Genomic DNA, 19,719 nt, shown 5'->3' with positions numbered 1-19,719 from the left:
TTTTACCATTCAAAATGCGGCAACATGCAAAAATTTGCTTATTTCATCGTCTCTACACAATCGGATGAAACACCGGATATGTCGGCGTCGTATCGAAAGTGTTTCCCGACTTTCCGCTCAGACCGATCGTGCGCATCATTAAAAACCCGTATGGGGAAGAATTAAAAAGCCCGTACGAAATTGATTTACGCAAAGAAATCAATGTAACCATCGTCAAAGCCGTATAAAAAACACCGAGCCCCACGCCATGGGACTCGGTGTTTTCATTGTTCGACATATCGTTTTAACAGCTGGGTGATGATCATCTTCCACGCTTGAAACGCGGGGGAAAGATGCTGCTCGACGATGCGCTGCTTCATGTTCGGATCGCCAAAATTTCCATCTAATTTATACGCTTCTTCCAACACATCGGAAAATAGCCGCAAGTGATGAACGATGTCCGTCTCCTCGGCGAACAACCGGCATAAATGCACGTTCGTCTCGTTAATCTTCGCCAATGCCATAAAAATATTGGCAAGCACCTCGTCTCCTTGCGTCCGCTCATAATTTACGAAACTTTCTTCCACATACGCAAACCCTTCCTCGATCGTATCGAGAAGCTCCACGTATTTTTGCACCATTTCGATTTGCATCGGTGTTAACACCGTCATATCTATCACAACCTATCGTTTTTTATCGTAAAACATCCCGTCCATCGCAAGCGATTGCTCGTACGGGTTCGTATAATGGGTATTGGCCCGCCTTTTCTCACGGACCATCGCCAAATCGCGCTGAATTTGCCGCTTCAGCTCCCGCAACTTCGCATCAATCTCTTGATTCCATGCAACAATTTGCCGGCCAAGCCGCTGTTCTTCCTCGCTATACGGCGGACGAAGCTCCCGTAACAGCTCGTCCCTTTGAGCAAGCAGCCGCTCGATCGCTTCAATCGTCTCTTCGCGCTTTTCCGCCGGAACCGGCGCGCACACGAGATCCCGCAGCTCTTTCGTCACGTGAAATAACGTAGTGACAACGCTCATTACGCCTGCCCGCCTTGTGCGTATTGACGCTGCCGGTTGATTTGGATCACTTGCTTCCATGTGTCGCGAAACTCGGTCACATATCCTTCGACTTCATCTAAAATCGCCGCATCGTTTTTCACATTTGCCTCGACAAGCCGGCGGTAAATGTAGTCGTACATGAGCATCATCGACTTTGCGACTTCATACTCCATATTGAGCGTCACCATCAGCTCACGAATAATGTTTTGCGCTTTGATCAAGTTTTCGTTTCGCGCTGCGATATTGTTTTCTTCGATCGCCTTGCGCGCTAGTTTAATAAACTTCAAGCAGCCGTTATATAGCATCAGCGTCAGCTCGCCTGGCGATGCCGTCTGCACGGCGTTCGTTTGGTAGTTTTGATATGGATTGTTCGTTGCCATTTACCTCACTCCTTTACCTGCTCCCTTTATTGAGAACCGCCGAAAAAGGCGTTCATCAAATACATGCTTTGCTCGTTCGCCCGCTGAATCGCCTTTTCCATCGCCGTAAACTGCCGCCAATAGCGGTCCTCGATTTCTTTGAGACGGTCTTCAAAACGATCGATCTGTTCGTTAATTTGAATTAAATCGCGACCAATCGCAAACTGCTGGTTCGTCCAAATCGTTTTCCCGGCTTTTTGCTCGATTTTGCCGATGGTATCTTTGATCGTATCACGGAGACGGCGGGCAATGCCTTTTTCTGAATAGTTGGTGCTGTCATTATTAAACAAGCGGTAAATCGCATTCGGATTTTCTTGAATTTTTTGGCGAAGTTTCGTTTCATCAATAATGAGTTTACCCCCATCCAAGTAGTTAGATGAGGTAGTAATGCCAATTTCCGCAAGCTGGGAAAACCCGCCCGTAATGTTAGAACCCTCTACTTTTGTGTAAAGGTCCATTCGCATCTTACTTAAACCGCTCGATAAAATCGAATCGCCTCGCAACATCCCGCTCCGCGCTTTTTCTTCCCAAAGCTCAATTTGCTTTTCCGTCATTGCTTCTTTTTGCTCATCAGTCAACGGCGGGTAATCGCGATAGCGTTCTTCTTTCAGCTCGGCGTTGATTTTGCTGATGACTTCGTTGTATTTGTCGACGAATGCTTTGATTGAGTTAAAAATTGAGTCGGTATCGGTTGTAGTAGAGATAGTTACAGTTCCTGATGTTTTAGTATTTTTTAACGTATAAGTCATACCATTAATCGTAAATGTATTGGTCGTACGTTCGGTTGGCAATCCGTTAATTGTAAACTTAGCATTCTGTCCATCTACTTTTCCTGTTAATTCGTTATTAGCTCGGGCTGACTCAAATCCAAGTGCATTAAGAAAACCGATTGTCCCAGGAGTACCATCGCTTGCCCCTTCAATTACTTTAATTGAAGCCCCTGCTCCTGTTTCATTTTTGGTTATGACCAGTTTTTGACTAAACTCATCGAAAAAGACGCTAACTCCTAATTTGCTGTTTTGATTCAATTTAGCAATAACGCTATTTAACGTATCAACTGTCGGATCAATGGAAATATCCACTGTCTCCGGCGTCGAACTTCCCGGTTTTACTACTTCAAATTTTAAAGAAAACGCCTCTATAAATGTGATTTCTTGCGGATTCCCACTACTATCTTCCACCAGGAAAGTAACGTCTTTCAATTTATCGTTTGGATTAATTTTTCCAGACGTACTTGTGGTTTGAATAGGTTGCTCCGATATCCATCTCGCAGCAGTCGCCAATTGGGTGATATTCGACAGCTCAACCGTTTGATTTCCAGCAACATTGACTGCCGTTGCGGTGACAACACTCTCATCCGAACTTGTAACCGTTTTTTTCAAAAATGTACTCTGCTTAAATACCCCATCGAAAATAAGCGTATCTAGTTCTTGTAATAATTTGTTCATCTCCCGATAATCATCGCGCTGCCACTCTAAAATTTGCTTTTTCTGTTTCAACTTATCAAGCGGCATCCGTTCCACTTTCATTAAGTCCTTGACGATCTGGTCGATATCCATGCCGCTCGCCAAACCGCCAATGCGCATGTTGCTTGCCAAATTCACTCACCACCGTTAAATTTTTTTATCGACAATTAAACCGACAAATTCCATCATCGCCGCGTACATATCCAACAGCTTTTTCGGCGGAATTTCGCGAATAACCTCATCCGTTCGCTCATCGATAATTTGCACGTAATATTCCTGTAACTCGTCATGCAGTTCAAACTTGATGGACGTATGGCTCGGCTGCAAAAATTCGTTTAAGCTTTTCACAACTTCTTCCAGTTTTTCTTTTGGAATGTCTTGCGCTGTTGTTTCCGAATTGCTCGTATGATGTTGCTGCTGGGGTTCGATCATGCTGCTGGCTTTTTCATTGCGAATATTTTCATACAAATAAGAAAGAGGATGCGAAGATACTCGTTCCATCGTCATCATCGTCCGCTCCTTTGCATGAACACTATCTATGTTTTATATCGGATGGAGATGGGGAGTTGTGAAGGGGGGGAGGGAAAAATAAAAACACCCCATATTCAGGGGATTATGATAACTTCATTTCTTGCGTACAATACTTGTCAATTGTTGAAAATAGCAGCGCTATCATCAAGTAAAAAACTAACAAACTTAAAAGGGAATATAGAAGAGTAAAATCACATTAAAGCAGAGAAACAAGATGGGGATATAAGTACAAAACTTTCTTGGCAAAACTCAAACATGCTTTTATCCATATTTGATGATGAAATTTTTAAAATTAATAATCATTCCTGTTCTCTCCATAAAGTCTACGCCTAAAATTCCGTCAAAACCATATATTTCTTTGGTCATTCCCAGTTGTAATAAAAATGATACTAGCTCCTTTCCATCAATTATAACGTTGTTTACTATTTGTTCATAACAAAGCTCGCTGTATCCACCTACTCCGTACATTCGTTTTGTTCTTCCATTAATAATATCTAATTCGATACCAATTTGTGCGAGTGCATCCGTATCAAAAATGGTCGTAGCACAACCTGTGTCCAACAACACGTCTGTTAAAAGAACAGTTTTTTCACCACACTTTATTTCGACAGAAACAATAGGTAATCCATTTTCTATTCTTATATTCATACTCTCCCCCGAATCCCTATAAAATATTGTTCTTCTACCTCTATTTGCTCCTTACTTGTGTGAAAAATATATAATTCTTTCTCCGGAAAAGTTTTGTGCTGCTGTTTATAACCATTCCATGCATCAGACACACTATGATACCGGTCGATCACTGCCATTTCCTTAATGATACGTTTGCCATTTTGCGAACAAGCCGAAATAGCCTCCACCAAAACAAATTGATTCGGATATTGCTTACGTAACTCTGACCATTTCATTTTTGTTTTCCTCCATCTCTTTTTATTACCATTTTATCAATAATCACCTTACACACATATAAAAAATCGTAGAAAGCAATATCTTTAATTTAAACGATGACAGTTTTAACATTTTCCCTTCTCCAAACACAAACTTCATCGCATGGAACGAGATTCTTTTTCTTCTCAGACTTTGTTGAAATTAAACAAACTAATCATGTTTTCCAATCGTTTACCCCATTATAAAAATCAGTATGTTCCAAGACAACTTTAAAAATTTGAACACCCTCCTTTTTCCTGTGTATAATAGTGCTAACAATTCCAATACGATGAATGTTAATTACTTCCTAAGGTAACCATCTATTACGTACCTCCCCCATAATTGATTTATTTTACTCATATTGTAATAATCATCATCTGTAAAATATCGCTATTTTTTGTTATTAGTAAGCAATACCTCTCCTCATTAATATTCTAAAACTGTCTCATCCCTTTTGAAAAATTCCTAGAAATTCCTCCATTTTTCTTAAAAAATCTATCATTCCGTTGGCACATAGCTTATAACGACAAAACACTACTCCATAAAGTTAGTCAAAAGCCTTTCCAAAACATGAGGGATACATTTATAATAAATTTATATAGAACATATGTTCTGTTAAGAGGTGAAATAAATGCACGATTTCTTACAGTTAACTCCTATACAACAAAACATTTTAATCGCCAGCATTATTGGTGATGGAGAAATTACAAAGCTTTATAATAGCCGAAGGAAAAACCATAGTTATCGGGAACATTTCGGTATCGATCAAGAAGAATATCGAAGATGGAAAGTTTCATTTTTTAACGACCTTTTATATATCACGCATAAAAGTCAATGCGTCCGTTCATCATCACTGCCATTGTTTACAAAGTTATATCCTCATTTTTATCACGATGACGGCTCTAAGCACATACCGCTTTCCTTGTTACCATATTGTACGTTGCCGCATTTTCTTTCCGTTTTGTATATGGACGATGGCTCTCTCTGCATTTCTTCCCAAGTAAATCGGCAAAAGAAGCGTATTTATTTAACACCACATATTTATCTCTACTTGCAATGTTACCCGCCCCACGAACTACAGCAATTACAGAACCACATTTTCACTCATTTCGGCATCACGTTTCGCTTAAGCAAACGCCCCGATGGTCAAGGTAATATTTTAAAAACGACATCAGTCAAAGATACATTTCTTTTCTTAGACGCTATCGCCCCTGTCACCTATACCTGTCCGTCAATGTATTATAAAACTAACTGGAACAAGCGATTCAACATAGAAAAACAGAAATGGAAGAATAAATTTCCTGATTTTCAATTGTTGACAAGTAGCTCCGAGCGTGTAAAACCGTATTCCACTGGAGAAATACAGCTACTGAAAGAAATGAAGCAGAAAGGAGCTACGATTCAAGAAATCGCCGATGCTCTGCAAAGAAGCTATTGGTCCGTTGTGTATAAATGGAGAGAGATAAAAGACAAATACGGTGTTCATGAAAAAAGAGACCCTAGATAACCTAAGGTCTCTTTTCGTTTGTGTACGATTAACGAAGCAATTGCAATACTCCTTGTGGTTGTTGATTGGCTTGCCATGCCTCAACGTCTTTCGAACGTTGTGTAGACTATATCTTCACCCTCAGCTTCACCTGTTAGGGGCTGGGCACTTCGGTTCGGCTATTCGCCTCCCCTACGGACTTCATCACCATAGCGTTTCGCTTTAGGTGGTATGTCCTAGTCGTTGAACCTTCTCCACCCTTTCGGGACAGGAGCTTGGCTGCTGGTTGCCCATTGTTGCATCTTTCCTTTTTTCAAGCCGTCACGCCTGCCGTTTCCAGCTACGTTGTGGCAAGGAAAGCTTTAGGGGGTCCCAGCAATTCACCCAGTGATCCTCTTAGCCGTTTCCAGCTAAGACGCCCTTCTAATCAAATTACCGAAGCAGTTGCAACACCGCTTGCGGAATTTGACTAGATTGAGCCAACATCGCTTGTGCTGCTTGTGTAAGGATGTTGTTTTTCGTGAACTCCATCATTTCTTTGGCCATCGTGCCACCCTCACTTTCGTGACGGGACCAGACTACATCTTCACCCTCAGCTTTACCTGTTAGGGGCCGGGCGCTTCGGATGATACAGGACGATGGAGGGATCCTGTTCACCCTACGGACTTCATCGCCATAGCTTCTCGCCTTAGGCGGTATGTCCTAGTCGTTGAACCTTCTCCACCCTTTCGGGACAGGAGCTTGGCTGCTGGTTGCCCAATCCTTTGACTTTTCGAGCCATCACGTCTGCCGTTTCCAGCTACGTTGTGGCGTCAAAGGCTATAAGGGGTTTCCAGCAATTCACCCGGTAATACTCCTAGCCGTTTCCAGCTAGGACGACTGTGCCTGTCGCTGCTTAAGCAACTAAGGCATAATCTACGTCGCGGATACGAGATTCTGCTGCTGTTAAATTCTCAGCTGCAGTTCCAAGGTTATTGATAGTGTGCTCTAAACGATTTTGGTATGCACCAAGTTGTGAACGTTGAGCAGAAACTTTTTGAATAGCATTGTCTAAGACCTTAATTGCTGCAGATGCAGTTTCAAAAGTAGATACATCTAACGCATACTCTGTACCAACGCTGTCAGTACCGTTTGTAGCACCTTTAACGGTTGTAAATTTCGCACCATCTACTGCACCTTGGTTTCCGCCTGAAACTGTTCCTGAAATGCCTAATGCTTGCGCACGCATATCTTCGATTTGGATTTCAAAACTTTGACCTTGGTTTGCGCCAATTTGGAACCGTTGAGTATAAGTTCCACCAACTTCAGAAGAACCTGCAGCTACTGAACCTAAAATTTTATCTAAGTTATCTCCTGAAATTCTTAATGAAGGCTGTACCCCATCTCCTACGTCAGAAGTAAACGCAGTAGAATCCGTTGTAAAGGTAAATTTACCGCCAGTAACTGCTGCTACTACTGCTCCATCTTCAAAAGTTGCATCAAAAGCAGTATTGAACGCATTTACCAAATCTGATAATTGTGTACCTGTAAAATCATTTGCAATTGTTACAGTTGCTGTTCTACCATTCACCTCAACTGTAAACGATTTACCTGCCCAATCTGATGCATTAATAGAGTCAGTAAGTGCAACAGTTTTTGAACCCGTAATTACTGCTTCAATTTGGTCAGTTCCATCAGCAGTAATATCTACAGCTGTTGTTGCATCAGAAATCCCTATTAATTGCCCAAAACCTGTATTAGTGCTTGACGTTTGGAGTTGAATAGTTTGACTTGTACCAGCAGTTTTATTTGTAATTGTAAAAATCCCTGAGTCAGAGATAGAAATTGTAGCAACATCCCCAAGTTTATTATTACTACCATCAACCATATAGTTGCTTAAAATATTGATTAAATCATCTTTAGTTTTGCCTGTACCATCTCCCCAGAGCACTTTCATAGTGTCTTGAGAAATGGAATAAGTTGAACTGCCTATAGTAACAGAAAGTGTTTCTGTACCGCCTCCAGTAAAGTCAGCTGTTAAATCTATCGCCTGTAATCCCCTAATTTGTGCACCTGTAGCAGCTACTCCCATTGCATCAGTAGTACCTGCACTAATCCCATTTGCAGATGCTCCACCATCTAATAGTTTCTGAGTGTTAAACTCAGTTGTATTACCAATACGGTTAATTTCAGAAGTCAATTGGTTAATTTCTTTTTGAATTTCAGCACGGTCAGAATCTGTATTGGTACCGTTAGCAGCTTGTGTTGCAAGTTCTTTCATACGTTGAAGAATCGCATGCGTTTCGTTCAAAGCTCCCTCTGCCGTCTGAAGGAGCGAGATTGCGTCCTGGGAATTTCGAGAAGCTTGCTCCAACCCACGAATTTGCCCACGCATTTTCTCAGAAATCGCAAGACCTGCTGCATCGTCTCCAGCACGGTTAATGCGAAGACCAGAAGACAATTTTTCCATTGATTTCGAAGCAGCATTAGTACCAGCAGTTAATTGGCGATACGTGTTCAACGCCGCAATGTTGTGGTTAATTCTCATACTCTTTTCCTCCTTGAAATTTTTTTCTTCCACGTCCTTGTGGAATGATAGATTTCGCGGATAGGAAGAAAGTCGGCCGCCTTTCTTCTCTATGCCACGTTCATTTTTTATATCGGTTTGTTTTTTGGAAGTTTAATAGGTTGGCGCAAATTTTTTAGATTTTGATGTCGAGAAATTGAGAAAATGGCGAAGGCTGTTGGATTTCTTTGATGATGTGCGCTGGGTCGTCTTTATGTTTGTTAATTATTTCATTTAAGGCTTGTTCGGCAATGGCCTTATTATCTTGCACAATGCGCGCAACGACGCCTTGAACTGGCACTCCGCCGATGCTGACGCTCATGCTTGTTTCCCCCCTTTCCATTGTTTTAATTGCTCGTTCAACTGCTCGAGCGATGATTTGGAGACGTGGGAGGCGGCGTTGTTTTCGGTTTGGATGGCAAGATAAACTTCTTTGCGGTGGACTTCGACATGTTTCGGCGCGTTGATGCCAAGTTTGACTTGGTCACCGCTAATGGCGAGAACATTAATCTCAATGTCATCTCCGATTTGAATCGCTTCTTTGAGTCTGCGTGTTAACACTAGCATCTGCTCCCGCCTCCTTTATTTCGCCTCGACCTTTTCAGGGAATAGCCGATGTTTCGTTTTATACGGTGTATTCGTTAAAATCACTTGTTTGCCGAGTTTCTTTTCGTAATTTAAGACAATCGGTGCCTGCAAGTTCGCGGTCGTGTTTTCAAACGGATCGGCCACCGTGAGAATGACATATACTATCACTTCTTTTTCTGAAGAAAGTTCAAGTTGCGTTACCGTGTGCTCATCAAGTTCAATATCGTAATCTGGAAAATACACGAACGGATCAATCATCGCAAACCCAAGCGCTGGCGTTTTGACAGACTGTAAAATGACAAACGGCGTATCTTCAAGCGGCAATAAGGCAAACTTTTTTTCGTCTAAAAAACCTGGAATGCCGTGCTCAAAATGAAAAATATCCTTTTCATTAATTTCAACTTCACCATGATAATTTGTACGAAGTCTCATCGTTTCACACCTTTTTATTAAATTGAAATTTCAAAATTAGTACCAACAAATCGTAAGTTGACGAAATCGATTTTTAATGAATTGCACTGCGCAAGATCTATCGTCACTTTCCCCGGTGTATAGTTAATGATCGGCTTGTTTATTTTTGTATGATTAATCGGTTTATTGACTTTTAGATCAATGTGCACTTTCGCTGGTTCAAAGTTCGTTTTGACACTAAAGAGAGATGGAATCCAGCCAATATTGAAGTCGTATATCGGGTCCTCGCTGTTTTCTTTTGCCTGCTCGGCGATTGGATTGCCGTCATCTTCAATCCTCATTAATTCATCTCCCTGCCGAGACATGCGAGCAATGCCTTCCAACCAATCTTCATAACCTTGTTGCGCAAATTCTTCAATGCGGCGGAAAATATGTTTCAAATCCATGTCTTCCCATGCTTTCGTTTGGTCAATGGTTAGTTTGGCTGGTTTTGTTTCAATCTTCATTTCCGCCGGAGGTTGCTGCAGGTCAAGCTCTGCAGGCGGCTGTTTGATTTCCAGCACAGGCGGTGTTGTCTTGATCGCGATCTTTGCAAAGGTAGACTGCAAGCGAATTTGCGGCAGTTGCATATTTTATTCCCTCCTAGAGGAAAAGCTATCTTGTCCTCGCAAGATAGCTTAACGTAAAAAATCAAGAAGCGTCGGCTGAATAATGCGGGCACCTACACCTAGCGCAGCGCGATGCACGCTTTCTTGCGTTTTTAAATCAGTGATGACACGTTCAATATCAGCGTCTTCATTATCAGAGAGAATCCGATGAGCGATGACTTCCTGTTCGTCCACACGCGCTTCCATTAATTCAATCCGGTTGCTACGGGCACCGAGTTCCGCTCTTTCAGATAAAATGTTACTTAAATGCTTATCGAGATACTGCAAATATTTATTAAGATCTTGTCCTGTTTTCCCGGCTTGAAGGTCCCTTTCTAACGCTTCAATGTCGCTGAATAAGCCGCCGCCCGGGGTGGTGCTGTAGGTGAAAATCTTGGTCGGATCCACGTTCACCGGAATTTCAATGCCTTTTAGCAATTCAATTTTCACTTGTTCTGAGTTCGTCGACACTTTATTAGTCGAATTGGCTAAGTTGACCGGCGGATTCAGCGTATCACTACCGTTAAAAATATATTTGCCGGCTACTTGTGTATTGGCGATCGACACTAAATGATCCTTCAATTCGCCGATTTCGCTTGCGATATGTTGCCTTTGTGATGTTTCGTACGTATCATTGCTTGCTTGCACAACGAGTTCTCTTATGCGCTGCAACACTTGCGTTGCTTCGTTTAAAGCAGAGTCTGCCGTATCGATCCAGTTGTGCGCTTCGGAAAAGTTCCGCTTAAATTGCTCTACCTCTGTCAAATTGGTTCGGTACGCCATTCCTTTGATCGCGACAACCGGGTCATCCGACGGTCTCGCAATTTTTTTGCCAGTGGCCAACTGGTCTTGAATTTTCCCTAGCCTTGCGTAACTTTGGCTTAAATTTCTTAACATATTTTGTGTTAACATGAATTGCGTGACACGCATGTTTTATTCACCTACCTTCCAACGACTCCCATACCGTTAATAATTTTGTCAAGCATTTCATCAATAGCAGTGATCGTTCTAGCTGCTGCATTGTAGGCATGTTGAAACTTAATCATATTCGTCATTTCTTCGTCTAACGAAACCCCGCTGACCGACTGTTTTCTTTCCTCCACCGATTGTCTCAGCACTTCCGAGTTATTCATTAAACGGTTCGCTTGCTGGGCATCGACCGCCAATTTCCCGATCATTCCCTCATAATACGATTGTAATGTTCCGGCGGTAATGGGATATGTGATGGACGGATCCGGAACAGGATCTTGCAAGTTGGCAAAGTTGCTGTTTTTCACGTTAGCAAGCTTAATCGCGTTCAACCCGTTACCAGGTTCATTTTGTTGGGATGATGCCGCAATATTGTTTAAATCATCAATATTGGAAGAAAGCTGGATCGCTTTGGCTGCGCCTGCTAATTTCGAGAGATCTTCAAAAAACAAACCGCCCTTATTGCTCGGATTTAACGTGTATCCTTGTTGATGTACTTCATTAAATCTTTTTGCGAAAGAATAAGCAAGGTTGTCTAAGTCTTTCAACATTTCTGGATAAATGCCTTTGACGTCTGGTCCATCTACATATCCATAAGCTTCAATCAACCCTTTAAGCTTACCGGAAGAGGTAAATGGAATATTAGTAGTGCTATTAGTGGTGACGTCCTTTAATACTAATTGGGTTACTGGACCTGTTGGTGTTTCCGGATTAGCTGCATTGCTTGGCTGAATAGACAGCGTTTTATAAGACTGATTTCCACCGACTAACAAATATTGATTGCCGGTATCGTCCACGATGTATACATCGTATATGCCCTCGGCAACTTTTAAAGCATTCCCGCCGCTTGGCTTAGCCTCAATTTTGATATTGACTAAGTTAGATAGTTGGTCTAACAATCGGTCACGTTCGTCGTACAAATCGTTTGGCAAATAACCGTGTGGCTCGATTTCTCCGATTTGTTGATTGATTTTGTAAAGCTGTTCAGCAATAGAATTGATTTCTTTGATCGTCACATTGATGTGGTTCGCGAAATCATTCTGAATCGATGTCAATGAGTCAGCTAAATAGTGGAACGTTTCCACAACCGCCAATCCGCGCTGGCGCACAACCGAACGCGCCCCTTCATTTTCCGGATTCACGCTTAAATCTTGCAGCGCTTGCCAAAACTGATCCATCGTTTTCGATAAACCGCTGTCTGATGGCTCGTTCATGATATCTTCCATTTTTTTTAGTGCGTCTGCTCGCGCTTCCCAGTAGCCAAGCTTATTGTTTTCCCCGCGATATTGAATATCTAAAAAACTTTCACGCACCCGCTCAATGGAACCCGCTTCGACCCCCGTCCCCATCTGTCCAGGGATTTGCGGACGATTCATCGAAGCTGGCGGATACGGTTCTGTTTGCACAAAATTGACACGTTGGCGTGAATAACCAGGTGTGTTGGCATTGGCAATATTATGTCCAGTTACATATAGCGCTGATTGTTGCGTAAACATGCCTCGTTTGGCTACCTCTAAGCCATGAAACGTTGATCGCATTACATTTTCCCCCAATGCTTGAAACTCTAAGCTTTTGAATCAAATAACGAACTGCTGCCTTCATATGAAGATGGCGCCATGTTCGGTTTTCTATAATTCACTTCTTTCGGCTGCGGCATGATCATATCCAACGTCATGTTGACAAACTGCAGCGATTGATGGAGGAGCTGTTGATTTAATTCATTAATGTTTTTAAGATCTGCAACGACCGCCACCAAATTGTCTCGCAATCTTTCTAAAGCGGAACGTTCCGTTTCTTGCACTAGTTCAATACATGCCGTTAATGTCGGCTCTGTTTGCGTATGGCCTAATGCGTTTATGATCTTTTCAACAGTAAGAATCCGTTCCCTCTCGATTTGTTTAATTGCCGCAATATACTTTTGTTCCTCTTTCACAATTTCATTCAATGCTTCCATATCGCCTTTCTTTAACACTTCCGTTTTTTTGTTCGCTAAGTCCAGCAAGCCTTTATGCAGTTTCACATGCTTTTCTAGCAACTCTATTAATTGTTTGGCAGACAATCCAATCTCTCCCTATAAAGTACATAAAAATTAAACCAGTATTGTGTGAATACTGATTTAATTGTCAAAGTAATATTTGTATATACTTTTTGCAATTGCCTTCGCATCAATTTGATATGTTCCGTTTTGCACTTGTTCTTTTAACTTGCGCACTTTCTCTTGATGCTCGACCGTCCATTGAGAAATTTGCTGTAGCTCTTTCGCCGTTGCAGAAATTTCCACTTTATCTTGTTTAACTACAGGCTTTTTCGCCTGCATCTCTTTATCGAACTGGCGTCTGTAAGGATTAACGCCCATCAAGCCGAATTTGTCAATTCTCATGAAAATCCCCCCTTTTCCATGCCTCTATGCCGCTTCCGTATCTCCTACCTATATTATCGGCAAACGAAAAAAATTGTTTACAAGAAATGAAAATTAATTCTCATCGTCCTTTTTCGTATAATAAACGCTTCTCATCTGATGACGTTTTTTCATTTCTTCTTCCTGCTGCAGCGTTTCTAATTGTTTATTTAAGTCTGTTAAACAGTTTGCGCACAGTCTTCCTTCGCGAATCAGTTTGCCACAGCGGTCGCAAGGATATCCTAAATTCGGGAATTGAGCGAGTTGTAGACGTCCGCTTTTAATGAATTTCATCAGCAGCGACTCCTTCACTCCCGTTGCATCTACAATTTGCACCATCGTCGCCATGCGATTTTCCCTTTTGCGCAAAAAGCGGTAAACTTTCTCGAAAGCCTCTTCTTCTTCTCTATAACAGCTCTCGCAAATATCGCGAAACGGACTTTTTACAAATAGGCTTCCGCAGTTTGGGCAATTTCCTAAATTCATTGTTTCCCCTCCCACTACTTCTCTCTTTCCTTCATTATAAGACAAATAAAAAACGCTTACGTATAAATATTGATAATCAATCCTTGAATTTCCCCGATGGTGCTTAAAAGGTCAATCCCTTGTTTTTCTTTTTGCAATACGGCATTCGTTAAATCAATTAGCTTTCTGTCCACTTCCTTCACAATCTTATATAGCCGCGAGCGCCCGCTCCAATTGAAACCGTGCTGTTCGGATAGCTGCAAACCGTTTTTTACCACGTCATCAAGCAGCGTTTTCACAAGTTTTTTATATTTTCTCAACTCTTCCACCGAACGCGATTCTGCCAAAACTTTTCCTTGTTCTTCAATTTCTTTCGCAAGTTGCTGAAACCGTTCCAGTGCAAGTTCTTCGTTTTGCTTTGCCACGACTTCGGCAAACGATACAGACGCTGATGCTGCTGCTTCTTTTTTGCTTACGTTCATCATGTTTGCTTTGGTGATTTTTTGAATTTCCACATGAATCTCCCCTATTGTTGTTCGATGCTCTTAATTAATTTTAAAATTTCTCCAATGACTGCATAGAGCTGTGAAGGAACGCGATTTTCTGGATCCGCTAAATGCTTGACAAGCGACGAATCGGTTTGCATGGGAATGTTTTGTTGCTGCGCCTGCTTGATGATTTCGTTGACAGTATTGCTTTTAGACTCCGACAGTTGATCAGCCCCTTTTTGATAACTCGTCAACGCGGAAAAATAATGTGGATAACCGTTTTTCATACCGTCCAATCATAACCTTTCTCTCTGTTTGTTTCTTTCTCTTTCGTTGTTTCTGCCACTGTTTTTGTTTCTCCTTGTTCATTCATTTTCGCAAAAGCAATCCCTTTTACATTGTAGCCGATTGCCTCCAAATTTTCTTTAGCCATCTCTGTTAACGATTTTAATGCTTCGGCAAGTTGTGCATTGTCCGTTTTAATGGTAATCGTTAAATTTCGTTCCAATGCTTGAAGCAAAATGCCGATTTTCCCGTATTTTTCTGTATCCAGTAAAAAGTACAGGCTGCAATTTTGCCAATCAAGCTTTCCTCCATCATTTCGGGAGTTTAAATAAATATGGACCGTTTCAATTTGATCGCTCAATAATATCGGCAATTGATAAAACATCGTTTGCATATGATGGTTAGCATCAAATTTACTCAACAGCTGCTGGCCTGTCATATTCATTAAAGCATGCTCGGCTTGCTGTGCGATCATGCCAAGTTCTCCTTGGCTTAATTTCATTAACACCATCTTTATGTTTTGCGGTTCCATGGCTGGCTGCTTCAACCATAAGGCGCGAGAAATATCTTGTTCATATTGAAACCCTAATTGCCGAAATTGCTCAAACATACTCCGTGCTGAAACTTCTTCGCCTAACGGAAGCTTTAATGTTCTTGCCAGCTGCAAAAGAAGCTGTTGCTTCGGCATCACTTCTTGCTCGTTGAAATGAAAAGCGGAAATAAAATGCTTTATTTTTACATCCGCTGGTTGAAAGCGAAGCCCTCCAAGCAAATTTTTCACTTCATTCACGATTATTAAAGCATCACTCGGCTTTCCTTCAGTAAGCAGCTGCTTTGCTTCCGCCAATTTTGCACTTGCTTGAAGCATTTGCTTCTCCGTTTTCATGTCGGTAAAAAGCGTAAATTCTCCTTGCAAAATAGCACGGTCTAACGTATTAATCACGGCTTCAATGAATTTTTTTGCCTGCTGTCGCGCCAATGTTTGTCCACTGTTCAATAAAAATGTTGCGTTTTCTAACTTCTTATTCATCTCTATTTGCAGCTTTTTAAAATCAAGCGCCGCTTGCGAGAGTTTTTCTGTAATCGTCTTAACGATCATATCTTTGGATTGGACGGGGATGGTTTGAAACCATTCCTCATTCCAATACGGCAGTTCCGTTTGTTGTTCATTCGTTGCTTCTGCTCCTGCAGAAATGCGATCTTTTTGTGAGATCCTTTGATCTTCTAATAACTCTGTTTCAGTTTGAGAGTTGAAAATCTTTGTTTCATTGTTAACAGACTCTCGGTTGTTTTCCTCCGAAGATTGTAAATGCGGCAAGAGATCGAGATGATCTGCCAACTGCATTAATATCTCGCCAAATGGCTCACCATGCAGTGTTTCATGGATAGACTGTAAATGCAATTCGGTCACTTCAAGCTTTTTATTCGCAAGTGCCTGTATCGTTTCCAGTTTTTCATCCAGCGTCCCCTGTGCTTTTTCGAAAAAACGTCTTAATATCGCTTTTTCTTCCTTAGATAGACGAATTCCTTGCGCTAACAAGATTTGTTCCGCTTTCTCTAATTCGCTGACAGGGAGCAACCGAGTGGCTGCTTCATTCGTTTCCACTGTTTTTGGTACGGCCTGCACTTGTAAAACATGATCTTTTATGCCGATAATTTGCACAGCAAATTGATCTTCATTCGGTATTTCGCCTTGAAAACGAACGTGCACATCCTGCCCTTTAACAGTTATAATTGCTTCATTGTTGCTTAATTTTTCCTTAATGGTCGCGAAAAATGTTTCCCCCTCTTTCAAGGAAAACTGGAATGGATTTGTCATTGACTCGTTCATGATCAAATCGTTGCGAATTTGCATTTACTTCACGCTCCGCTCTATCCCTTGCTATTTTTAATATCGGCATGTTTGTCTTCGATATTAACCTCTTGCCAATGTAAACGAAGAAACAGAAGCAGCGCCAGCCTTGAGCAACACCTTCGCCGCATGCCTTAACGTTGTCCCTGTCGTGTAAATATCGTCGATTAACACAATATGCTTGTCCTGTAAAGGCATTTTTCCCGAAAACTGAAAGACGTTTTCCGTTCGCAGCCGCTCACGGCGCGATTTTTTGGATTGTTTTTCGAGGTGATGGCGTGTGAGGATATCGTGGATGGGGAGAGCAAGTAGCTCGGCCAGCGCCTTTGCTTGGTTAAAGCCTCGCTCGTACAGCCGCTCGGCGCTGAGGGGAATCGGAACGATCAGAAAGGTATGGTCAAAATGACGATAAAATTCACGGCGAAACTCTTCTTGAAACGCTTCGGCCATCGCGTAGTCGCCGCGAAATTTCCAAAGCGCAACCACTTCTTTCATCCATTCATTGTACATATACACCGACCGATTTTTCGTCAACACATCTTTCCACTCGTCGTCCTCTTGCCAACGGACACAATCCATGCATAATCGACCTTGGCGATGGGATGGTTCAAGGTCTGCAAACGGGCGACCGCACATATCGCAAATTTCTCCGTTAATCCTCATAAACGCATTGCGGCATTTTGAACAAAGACAATCCGCCTTTTCTAATGTCAAAAAATGCCGCCAACTCACCATCGGATTGTACGGCGTATGGCAAATCAAGCAATTCATTGCGTTTTCAACATCCCCCTTTCCGACGCCTCCTTATTCATTCTCTCAATCTGCCGTTTCGCCGCGACCATCTCCCTCGTTTTTCCGTAATGGAAAAAACGGATGTCACCGTTTGGAAATTGAGCGCTTCGCCCGACGCGGCCGGCAATTTGCACGAGCGCGCTTTCCGTAAAAATGCGGTCTTCCGCGCCAAGCACGGCAACGTCAATGTTCGGAACGGTCACGCCGCGTTCCAAAATCGTCGTAGTGACAAGAAGCGGAATGCGACCGTCACGAAACGCTTGCACTTTTTCCGCGCGCTTCGGATCTTCCGCGTGAACGCCTTCGATCCGCTCGTCTAATTGTTTCAATATACGTACAACTTGCTCGAGCTCATCAATATGGGGGACGAATAAAAACGCTTGTTTTGCTGTTTCAATGCGCAATTTCACCCAGGTGATGACGTTGCGGGGAAGACGCCTGCGCTTTAACTGCTTGCGCCAGTTGCCACACCATTCGAAGGACGGGACAGGAAGGGGAAAACCGTGGTAGCGGGCGGGAATGGTGACCGCTTTTCGTTTGCCGCGCTTGATCTCTTTCTGCCAAGCTGGATGAGGAGTTGCCGTTAAATAAATAAGACTGGATGTCTCTTTGCGCGCTTTTGCGACAGCATATTCAAGCATCGGTTCCATCGAATACGGGAAGGCGTCGACTTCATCAATCACCATCACATCAAAAGCGCGGTAAAAACGTAATAGCTGATGGGTGGTGGAAATAACAAAAGGGGCGAATTTGCCGCGGTCGTCGCTGCCGCCGTACAAGGCGATCAATGGGACGCCTGGAAATGCTTGTTTCAAGCGAGGGGCAAGCTCGCGCACAACATCGGTTCTTGGTGTGGCAATACATACGCGCTTTCCCATCTCAAGCGCCCGCGCGATGCCTGGAAACAATACCTCCGTTTTTCCAGCGCCACAAACCGCCCATACGAGCAATTCGTCATTCCGCACGATTGCGTCCTCCACCGCATCGGCAGCACGCTGCTGGCCTTGGGATAATATTCCGTTCCAGGAAAGCGGGGAAAAATAGCAAGCTTGAGGGAAGGAAAAGCGGGATACGACCAGCGGGGTGCATGCGCTGACACGTCCCATCATAATGCATTTGCGGCAATATGTACAAACCGTTTGGCAGCGTGCACAAGGAAATGAGGCGTAAAAATGATTCTCCTCGTTTCCGCACCTTATGCAGCGCCATCCATGTTTTGTTTTCATCATTCCTTTTTCGTAAGAAAGATAGCCATGTTCATAATGTGCTTGAATGAGATCAAGGGGGAACGGAAGTTCTTCAAGGAGAAGCTGTTTTCCTTCCAAAAAAGAAAGGAGTTCTGGGGAGTAATGAAACTCGGGGTGCAGCGGGATAGAAGACGTGACATCGATGTGGCTGATCGGTTTAGCAGTTCGGTCATTGGTTTTGGCCAATGCTTCGGGGATCAACCTTCCTTCATCCACGATAAAACGCATATGATCCCTCCATTTCATATTGTTCATCCCTATGCCGCATAAAGCTTTGCGGCATAGGGATCAGCAAGATTACGGTTGATACCATGTTAGTCCTAACGCACCTTCGCCAAGATGGGTTCCGATGACTGGGCCGAAGTAGCTCACCATGAATTCGACATGCGGATACTTGCTTGCCAGTTCCTGCTTCCATTGTTCCGCCTCGTCTGGACGATTCGCGTGAATGATCGCCGCCTTGAGCGGCACTCCTTTGGCGGCGTCTTCGGCAAACAATTCTTCAATCCGTTTCACTGCTTTTTTGCGCGTGCGAATTTTTTCAAACGGAACAATCACTTTATTTTCAAAGTGAAGCAGCGGCTTAATTTGCAGCAGTCCGCCGATGAACGCCTGTGCGCCTGTCAACCTTCCGCCGCGCTGCAAATGCGACAAATCGTCTACCATAAAGTAAGCACGCAACGTTTTTTTCACTTCATCAAGCCGTGCGATGATTTCCTCGGGCGTTTTCCCATCCAGCGCCATCTTCGCTGCTTCGATCGTGTAAAAACCTTGGGCCATGCAGCTGATTTCCGAATCATACGCGTACACTTGCAGGCCATCGACCATATTTCCTGCCGTCAGCGCGCCTTGGTATGTTCCGCTAATGCCGCTCGATAGATGAATGCTAATGACCGCATCGTACCCTTCGTCACGAAGCGATGTAAATAGTTTGACAAATTCGCCAACCGCTGGCTGGGATGTCGTCGGCAATTCTTTTTGTTGCCTCACTTCTTCGTAAAACTGCTCGGTCGTAATATCGATTTCCTCACGGTACGTCTCCCCGCCAAACGCGACGCTCAGCGGAATCATATGAATCCTTAGCTTATCGCGCAATTCTTTCGGAATATAAGCGGTGCTATCCGTCACAATTGCTGTTTTCATCCGTTCCTACCTTCCTCGTCCATTAG

Annotated in this window: 25 protein-coding genes and 1 pseudogene; 2 read left to right on the top strand and 24 right to left on the bottom strand. The window is 43.0% G+C overall.

Going from position 1 to position 19,719, the window contains the following annotated elements:
• Window positions 1-98: 98 nt before the first annotated feature.
• On the top strand, window positions 99-227 hold the full coding sequence (locus QSJ37_RS10960) for a hypothetical protein (RefSeq protein WP_483313601.1): 129 nt from the start codon (window positions 99-101) through the stop codon (window positions 225-227).
• A 36-nt stretch (window positions 228-263) separates the two neighbouring features.
• Here QSJ37_RS10960 and QSJ37_RS10955 read toward each other — a convergent pair whose 3' ends face one another.
• The 7 genes from QSJ37_RS10955 to QSJ37_RS10925 all read right to left on the bottom strand — a co-directional run bounded on the left by QSJ37_RS10955 (window position 264) and on the right by QSJ37_RS10925 (window position 4,358).
• Complete coding sequence (locus QSJ37_RS10955; protein WP_285755189.1) at window positions 264-650, bottom strand: DUF8042 domain-containing protein; 387 nt, start codon at window positions 648-650, stop codon at window positions 264-266.
• Between the two features lie 12 nt (window positions 651-662).
• Window positions 663-1,016 (bottom strand): flagellar protein FliT, encoded by a 354-nt coding sequence (gene fliT / locus QSJ37_RS10950; protein WP_285755188.1) that lies wholly within the window; start codon window positions 1,014-1,016, stop codon window positions 663-665.
• Window positions 1,016-1,417: a flagellar export chaperone FliS gene (fliS, locus tag QSJ37_RS10945; RefSeq protein ID WP_285755186.1), complete on the bottom strand. Its 402-nt coding sequence runs from the start codon at window positions 1,415-1,417 to the stop codon at window positions 1,016-1,018. The genes fliT and fliS overlap by 1 nt, the downstream gene beginning before the upstream one ends.
• A 26-nt stretch (window positions 1,418-1,443) precedes the next feature.
• Window positions 1,444-3,054, bottom strand: a complete 1,611-nt coding sequence (locus QSJ37_RS10940) for a flagellar hook-associated protein 2 (protein ID WP_285755184.1) — start codon at window positions 3,052-3,054, stop codon at window positions 1,444-1,446.
• A gap of 15 nt (window positions 3,055-3,069) precedes the next feature.
• Window positions 3,070-3,429, bottom strand: coding sequence for a flagellar protein FlaG (gene flaG / locus QSJ37_RS10935; protein WP_285756108.1), 360 nt, complete (start codon window positions 3,427-3,429; stop codon window positions 3,070-3,072).
• Window positions 3,430-3,714: 285 nt separating this feature from the next.
• Window positions 3,715-4,101 carry a pepsin/retropepsin-like aspartic protease family protein gene (locus tag QSJ37_RS10930; RefSeq protein WP_285755182.1) on the bottom strand — a complete coding sequence of 129 codons (387 nt, stop codon included), beginning with the start codon at window positions 4,099-4,101 and terminating at the stop codon, window positions 3,715-3,717.
• Window positions 4,098-4,358, bottom strand: a complete 261-nt coding sequence (locus QSJ37_RS10925; RefSeq protein WP_033026284.1) for a hypothetical protein — start codon at window positions 4,356-4,358, stop codon at window positions 4,098-4,100. Before QSJ37_RS10925 ends, QSJ37_RS10930 begins: the two co-directional genes overlap by 4 nt.
• Before the next feature lie 650 nt (window positions 4,359-5,008).
• On the opposite strand from QSJ37_RS10925, the gene QSJ37_RS10920 reads away from it, so the two are divergent.
• Window positions 5,009-5,884 (top strand): DNA endonuclease, encoded by an 876-nt coding sequence (locus QSJ37_RS10920; RefSeq protein ID WP_285755180.1) that lies wholly within the window; start codon window positions 5,009-5,011, stop codon window positions 5,882-5,884.
• 411 nt (window positions 5,885-6,295) lie between these two features.
• Here QSJ37_RS10920 and QSJ37_RS10915 read toward each other — a convergent pair.
• The 17 genes and pseudogenes from QSJ37_RS10915 to QSJ37_RS10830 all read right to left on the bottom strand — a co-directional run.
• Window positions 6,296-6,409 (bottom strand): annotated as a pseudogene (locus QSJ37_RS10915) (flagellin); the annotation flags it as partial.
• A 349-nt stretch (window positions 6,410-6,758) separates the two neighbouring features.
• Window positions 6,759-8,390: a flagellin N-terminal helical domain-containing protein gene (locus tag QSJ37_RS18100; protein WP_483313600.1), complete on the bottom strand. Its 1,632-nt coding sequence runs from the start codon at window positions 8,388-8,390 to the stop codon at window positions 6,759-6,761.
• Between the two features lie 154 nt (window positions 8,391-8,544).
• Window positions 8,545-8,730 carry a hypothetical protein gene (locus tag QSJ37_RS10900; RefSeq protein ID WP_043906094.1) on the bottom strand — a complete coding sequence of 62 codons (186 nt, stop codon included), beginning with the start codon at window positions 8,728-8,730 and terminating at the stop codon, window positions 8,545-8,547.
• Window positions 8,727-8,975 (bottom strand): carbon storage regulator CsrA, encoded by a 249-nt coding sequence (gene csrA / locus QSJ37_RS10895; protein ID WP_285755178.1) that lies wholly within the window; start codon window positions 8,973-8,975, stop codon window positions 8,727-8,729. Before csrA ends, QSJ37_RS10900 begins: the two co-directional genes overlap by 4 nt.
• A 15-nt stretch (window positions 8,976-8,990) precedes the next feature.
• Window positions 8,991-9,428: a flagellar assembly protein FliW gene (fliW, locus tag QSJ37_RS10890; RefSeq protein ID WP_285755177.1), complete on the bottom strand. Its 438-nt coding sequence runs from the start codon at window positions 9,426-9,428 to the stop codon at window positions 8,991-8,993.
• A 17-nt stretch (window positions 9,429-9,445) separates the two neighbouring features.
• Entirely contained in the window at window positions 9,446-10,036 is a 591-nt protein-coding gene (locus QSJ37_RS10885; RefSeq protein ID WP_285755176.1) for a DUF6470 family protein, read from the bottom strand.
• Window positions 10,037-10,084: 48 nt separating this feature from the next.
• The gene (flgL, locus tag QSJ37_RS10880; protein WP_285755175.1) at window positions 10,085-10,984 is read right to left on the bottom strand and encodes a flagellar hook-associated protein FlgL; all 900 of its coding nucleotides are present in this window, start codon (window positions 10,982-10,984) and stop codon (window positions 10,085-10,087) included.
• 11 nt (window positions 10,985-10,995) lie between these two features.
• Complete coding sequence (gene flgK / locus QSJ37_RS10875; RefSeq protein ID WP_285755174.1) at window positions 10,996-12,561, bottom strand: flagellar hook-associated protein FlgK; 1,566 nt, start codon at window positions 12,559-12,561, stop codon at window positions 10,996-10,998.
• 26 nt (window positions 12,562-12,587) lie between these two features.
• A complete protein-coding gene (locus QSJ37_RS10870) occupies window positions 12,588-13,082 on the bottom strand; it encodes a flagellar protein FlgN (RefSeq protein ID WP_285755173.1) in 495 nt (164 codons plus the stop codon).
• Between the two features lie 57 nt (window positions 13,083-13,139).
• Window positions 13,140-13,403 (bottom strand): flagellar biosynthesis anti-sigma factor FlgM, encoded by a 264-nt coding sequence (gene flgM / locus QSJ37_RS10865; protein ID WP_285755172.1) that lies wholly within the window; start codon window positions 13,401-13,403, stop codon window positions 13,140-13,142.
• A 93-nt stretch (window positions 13,404-13,496) separates the two neighbouring features.
• Window positions 13,497-13,907, bottom strand: a complete 411-nt coding sequence (locus QSJ37_RS10860) for a TIGR03826 family flagellar region protein (RefSeq protein ID WP_285755171.1) — start codon at window positions 13,905-13,907, stop codon at window positions 13,497-13,499.
• A gap of 56 nt (window positions 13,908-13,963) precedes the next feature.
• Entirely contained in the window at window positions 13,964-14,401 is a 438-nt protein-coding gene (locus tag QSJ37_RS10855; protein WP_285755170.1) for a YaaR family protein, read from the bottom strand.
• A gap of 11 nt (window positions 14,402-14,412) precedes the next feature.
• Entirely contained in the window at window positions 14,413-14,661 is a 249-nt protein-coding gene (locus tag QSJ37_RS10850) for a flagellar biosynthesis protein FlhB (protein ID WP_205424661.1), read from the bottom strand.
• A complete protein-coding gene (locus tag QSJ37_RS10845; RefSeq protein WP_285755169.1) occupies window positions 14,658-16,514 on the bottom strand; it encodes a hypothetical protein in 1,857 nt (618 codons plus the stop codon). Before QSJ37_RS10845 ends, QSJ37_RS10850 begins: the two co-directional genes overlap by 4 nt.
• Before the next feature lie 60 nt (window positions 16,515-16,574).
• A complete protein-coding gene (locus QSJ37_RS10840; RefSeq protein ID WP_285755168.1) occupies window positions 16,575-17,282 on the bottom strand; it encodes a ComF family protein in 708 nt (235 codons plus the stop codon).
• A complete protein-coding gene (locus tag QSJ37_RS10835) occupies window positions 17,279-18,778 on the bottom strand; it encodes an ATP-dependent helicase ComFA (RefSeq protein ID WP_285755167.1) in 1,500 nt (499 codons plus the stop codon). The genes QSJ37_RS10840 and QSJ37_RS10835 overlap by 4 nt, the downstream gene beginning before the upstream one ends.
• A gap of 69 nt (window positions 18,779-18,847) precedes the next feature.
• Entirely contained in the window at window positions 18,848-19,693 is an 846-nt protein-coding gene (locus tag QSJ37_RS10830; RefSeq protein WP_285755165.1) for a DegV family protein, read from the bottom strand.
• Window positions 19,694-19,719: the final 26 nt, after the last annotated feature.

This window comes from Parageobacillus sp. G301, from assembly GCF_030268025.1.
GTDB classification, from domain to species: Bacteria; Bacillota; Bacilli; order Bacillales; family Anoxybacillaceae; genus Parageobacillus_B; species Parageobacillus_B toebii.
The sequence above is the reverse complement of the archived record's forward strand: the minus strand, read 5'-3'. Positions and strand labels throughout refer to the sequence as shown.